This is a genomic window from Polaromonas sp. P1_E1_2, from assembly GCF_056406035.1.
Genome location: NZ_JBFUAZ010000345.1, coordinates 1 through 4,452, shown reverse-complemented (window position 1 = coordinate 4,452; position 4,452 = coordinate 1). Strand labels below are relative to the sequence as shown.

Genomic DNA, 4,452 nt, shown 5'->3' with positions numbered 1-4,452 from the left:
CCATTTGCCATCCACACAGGCGCTGTTGCAGGCGCTGGAAGCGGCGCCGCACCGTGTGGGCGCGCAACGCCAGGTCAGGTAGCCGTCGTTGAAAACGGCGCCTTCAGAAAACCCCTGAAGCGCGCACGGCCGCCGCGTGTGGGGCTGGTGGTCAGGCGGTAGTGCGGAAAGCGCTGAAGAAACCGGCCAATGGCAATGCGGCCTTCAAGCCGCGCCAGGCTAAGCCCGGCACACTGGTGAATGCCGAAGCCGAAGGCCAGGTGGCGGTTGTCCTGGCGTGCCAGGTCCAGATGTTCGGGGTTGGAAAACTGTGCCGGGTCGCGGTTCGCGGCCCCAATGCATAGCGTCAGCAACGCGCCTTCGGGCAAGTCCACACCGCCCACCTGGCAGGCCTYGAGCGCGCGGCGGTTGCCCAGCTGGTTGGACGGCTCAAAACGCAGGAATTCATCGATTTCAACAGTTAAATCGGCCTCTAGCCCTTTATCGATGTGCGCGAGCAGCTCTGATTTTGATAGCAACTGTTGCTTCGCCTGCGGCCATTCCTGCAGCAGTACCAAGGCATTGCCGATCAGATTGGTCGTGGTTTCGTGGCCGGCGTTCAGGATGAACACGCAGTTTTGCAGCAATTCGGTTTCGCTGAGTCTTTCACCCGACACTTCTTCGCCGATCAGCCGTGTCAGCACATCGTGTTCCGGGTCACCCGGGTGTTTGCGCCGGTCCGCCACCAGGTCCTTGAGGTAGCCCGTGAAGTCCCGCACGCTGCCATTGCCCAGGGCTTCCTGTTCGGGCGTCAATTTGGGCTCCAGCGCGCCGAGTATGGCCAGCGACCAGGCGCGAAGCGGCGCCCGGTCGGCATGCGGCACGCCCAGCAGGTTGCCGATGATCTCCACCGGGATCGCCGAAGCAAAATCCTCAATCAAATCACCACCGCCCCGGCGCTCGATCGCATTCAGCAAGCTATCGACCAGCGTGATGAGCCCGGGCTCCATATCAGCAATGGCGCGCCGCGTGAGGGCGCCCATGATGAGTTTGCGAACGCGCGTGTGAAGCGGCGGGTCGTTGAACACCAGGCTGGTGGTGTGGTGTTCAAACAGGGCCGAGCCCGCTCCGTATTTGGGCCCGAACTCCACCTTCTTGTCCGAGCTGAAGGTCTGCGCGTCGCGGTACACCGCCACCAGGTCGGCATAACGCGTGAGGAACCAGGAACCGTCCGGCATGCGCTTGACGGGCTCGGTTTCGCGCAGCAGCGCATACACCGGATAGGGGTTGGCGTAAAAATCCGGCGGCAAGGCGCGCAGGTCGAAGCTGGCGGCGATTTCCTGCGCACGCTGCTGCGTCATCGCCGGCGTGGCCGTCAGCACGCTCATGGCTTGATGAAATCCTTCAGCGCAAACAAGACTCCTTCGGGTGCTTCGGTCATCATCTGGTGGCCGGCCTGCAGCATCACCGTCCTGGCATTTTTGGCTTTGGTCTGCAGCGGCGCCGCCATTTTTGGCAAGGTCATGGAATCGTTTTTGCCCAGGATGAACAGCACCGGGCACTGTACTTTTTCAATGGCCGCTTCGCCGCCGGTGTAGTCGTCGCAGGCCTTGAAGCCGCGGTGGAACAGGTTGACTTTGGTATTGCTGGCCAGCACCCGTTTCATGAGCGCCTTCGACMCYCCRTACAGCCAGGTGCCCGGGCCCAGCGAYGAGGGCGGCGGCGCCAGCATGGARTGCGAGAARGTGTTGACCATTTCGATSGCCTTCATSGGCTGGTTCAGTGCGTTGTCCAGCAGCGCGGGSGAAACCKTCATCGGYGCGGCGGTTCCCAGYAGCGCCAGGTGCGTCACCCTKTGCGATGCAGTGGACGCCGCGTGCAGCGCCGTGAGGGAGCCAAAGCTGTGGCCCACCAGTGAGGCGCTCTTGATGCCGGCTGCACCGAGCAGCGCGATGATGAAGGCCGCCGCTTCTTCGACCGACTGCGGCGGCTCACCTTCGCTTTTGCAATGGCCGGGCAAGTCGGGTGCCAGCACGTTGAAGCCGTGGTGCGCGAAGTAGCGGGTCTGCAGTATCCAGATGCTGTGGTCGTTGAGCACACCGTGGATAAACACGACAGTGGGTTTGGCCGCATCGAAAGGTTTGCCGCCGGTGTAGCAATAGGTTTTGTGGCCGTTGACGTCGAGGTACATGCTTTAAGCCCCCGCTTTCACGGCGGCTTTTTCTGCCGCCTTGAGGGCGCGCTTGAGGTCGTCCAGCAGGTCGTCCGGGTCTTCCAGGCCAATCGACAGGCGGATCGTGCCTTGTGTGATGCCGCCGGCCGCCAGTGCTTCGTCGCTCATGCGGAAATGCGTGGTGCTGGCTGGGTGGATCACCAGGCTGCGGCAGTCGCCAACGTTGGCCAGGTGGCTAAAGACTTTCAGCGCCTCGATGAAGGCCTTGCCCTGTTCGCGGTTGCCCTTGATGTCGAAGCTGAACACCGAACCGGCGCCGCGCGGCAGCAGCTTTTTGGCCAGCGCGTGGCTGGGGTGCGATTCGAGCATGGGGTGGCCCACACGCGACACCAGCGGGTGGCTGGCAAGAAAATGCACCACCTTCTCGGTGTTGCCCATGTGCCGCGCCATGCGCAACGGCAGGGTTTCAATGCCCTGCAAAATCAGCCAGGCCGTGTGCGGGCTCATGCAGGCGCCGAAGTCTCGCAGGCCCTCACGCCGCGCGCGCAGCAGGAAGGCGCCCACGGTGCTTTCCTCGCTGAACACCATGTTGTGAAAGCCTTCGTACGCTTCGGTCAGTTCGGCAAATTTTCCGGACTTTTCCCAGTCGAAACTGCCGCCGTCCACCACCACGCCGCCAATGACCGTGCCGTGGCCGCTCAGGAACTTGGTGGCCGAGTGGTAGACCAGGTCGGCGCCGTGGTCAAAGGGCTTGATGAGCCAGGGGGAGGTGAGGGTGGAGTCCACCAGCAGCGGCACGCCGGCGTCATGGGCGATGCTCGAGACCGCTTCGATGTCCAGCACATCGAGGCCCGGGTTGCCCACGGTTTCACCGAAGAAAAGTCTGGTGTTGGGCCGCACGGCAGCGCGCCAGCCATCCAGGTCGCCGGGCTTGACGAAGGTGGTGTCGATGCCGAAACGGCGCAAGGTGTAGTGCAGCAGGTTCTGGCTGCCGCCATACAGCGCGGTGCTGGCCACGATGTGCGAACCGGCGCCCATCAAGGTGGCAATCGCCAGGTGCAACGCCGCCTGCCCGCTGGACGTGGCGATCGCGCCTATGCCGCCTTCCAGGGCCGACACGCGTTGCTCCAGCACCGCATTGGTCGGGTTGCTGATGCGCGAATAGACGTGGCCCGCACGTTCGAGGTTGAAGAGGCTGGCCGCGTGGTCGCTGGATTCGAAGACGAAAGAAGTCGTCAGGTGAATCGGCACGGCACGCGCGCCGGTGGTGGGGTCGGGCGCGGCGCCGGCGTGCAACGCCAGGGTGTCGAAGCCGGGGTCTGAGTAACCGGGCATGGGTTTGTCTCCAGTCAGAAAAAAGTGGCGGTGCGCCGGGCAATCGCAGGAGCCCGAACAGATTCTTGCAACCTGCCGTTTGATTGTGGGCTATATTTAAACTGAATTCCCTGTTGCCGCGCTGTGGTGGGACAATGAGGGCCGGCAAGCAGCACAACCGAGGAGATGGCCATGAAGGTTCTAGACATACTGCGCGTGAAGGGCAACACGCTTTACACCGTCCAGCCTGACGAACCCCTTGCCAAGGCGGCCCAGATCATGGCCGAAAAAGACATCGGCTCACTGGTCGTCATGGAGCACGGTGACCTGGTCGGCATGCTGACATTTCGCGAAGTGATTGTCTGCATCGTCAAAAACGGCGGCGAGATCGGCAGCACGCTGGTGCGTACCGCCATGGACGACCACCCGCTCACCTGCACGTCGGAGACCGAACTCGACGAAGTCCGCCGCATGATGCTGGAACGCCACGCGCGTTACATGCCCGTGATGAACCAGAAAGTCATGATGGGCGTCATCAGCCTCTACGACGTCGCCAAGGCCGTGGTGGACAGCCAGAACTTCGAAAACAAGATGCTCAAGGCCTACATCCGCGACTGGCCGGAGGAAGACGGCGCCGACCGCAGCTGAATATGAGGGGTACGGGCTTGACGGCGTTCTTTGCATAAAAGATGCCGCCAGCCCAATCAGCCCAATCAGCCCAATCAGGAGGAGCGCAAGGCGCTATCAAAATAATAGCCAGATACGCAAGGTATCTGGCCTGCTTTGCGGAGCAAGGCGATGGGAGCAGGGGTGCGCGACAACGCCAACAACGCCAACGGCCAGCTGTTTTATAGCTCCCTCTTCCTTTCCAGGCTTGCCGACCAGATACTGCTCTTCCTGGTTCCTCTGGTGGTTTTCGAAATCACGGGCAGCGTGGCCTGGTCCGGTATCGCCTTCACGGTAGAAACGCTCCCCCGCTTCCTGGC

The 4,452-nt window shown here is 62.3% G+C and carries 4 protein-coding genes and 1 pseudogene; 2 read left to right on the top strand and 3 right to left on the bottom strand.

The genetic code is table 11. The features are described 5' to 3' along the window. Positions 1-74 precede the first annotated feature (74 nt). Genes AC1D1P_RS15250 through AC1D1P_RS15240 form a run of 3 tightly spaced genes read right to left on the bottom strand, consistent with a single transcriptional unit; the run spans position 75 to position 3,487 of the window. Positions 75-1,367 carry a cytochrome P450 gene (locus AC1D1P_RS15250; protein WP_477673564.1) on the bottom strand — a complete coding sequence of 431 codons (1,293 nt, stop codon included), beginning with the start codon at positions 1,365-1,367 and terminating at the stop codon, positions 75-77. Further along, entirely contained in the window at positions 1,364-2,170 is an 807-nt protein-coding gene (locus AC1D1P_RS15245) for an alpha/beta fold hydrolase (protein WP_477673563.1), read from the bottom strand. Before AC1D1P_RS15245 ends, AC1D1P_RS15250 begins: the two co-directional genes overlap by 4 nt. A 3-nt stretch (positions 2,171-2,173) precedes the next feature. Further along, positions 2,174-3,487 (bottom strand): O-acetylhomoserine aminocarboxypropyltransferase, encoded by a 1,314-nt coding sequence (locus AC1D1P_RS15240; RefSeq protein ID WP_477667911.1) that lies wholly within the window; start codon positions 3,485-3,487, stop codon positions 2,174-2,176. A 171-nt stretch (positions 3,488-3,658) separates the two neighbouring features. On the opposite strand from AC1D1P_RS15240, the gene AC1D1P_RS15235 reads away from it, so the two are divergent. Both AC1D1P_RS15235 and AC1D1P_RS15230 read left to right on the top strand, forming a co-directional pair. Next, a complete protein-coding gene (locus AC1D1P_RS15235; RefSeq protein ID WP_457280097.1) occupies positions 3,659-4,114 on the top strand; it encodes a CBS domain-containing protein in 456 nt (151 codons plus the stop codon). Positions 4,115-4,264: 150 nt separating this feature from the next. Then, positions 4,265-4,452, top strand: a pseudogene (locus AC1D1P_RS15230) (hypothetical protein); the annotation flags it as partial.

Excerpts from the sequence above, each read along its gene's own strand:
- AC1D1P_RS15240 (WP_477667911.1), bottom strand. The coding sequence starts at position 3,487 with ATGCCCGGTTACTCAGACCCCGGCTTCGACACCCTGGCGTTGCACGCC.
- AC1D1P_RS15235 (WP_457280097.1), top strand. The coding sequence starts at position 3,659 with ATGAAGGTTCTAGACATACTGCGCGTGAAGGGCAACACGCTTTACACC.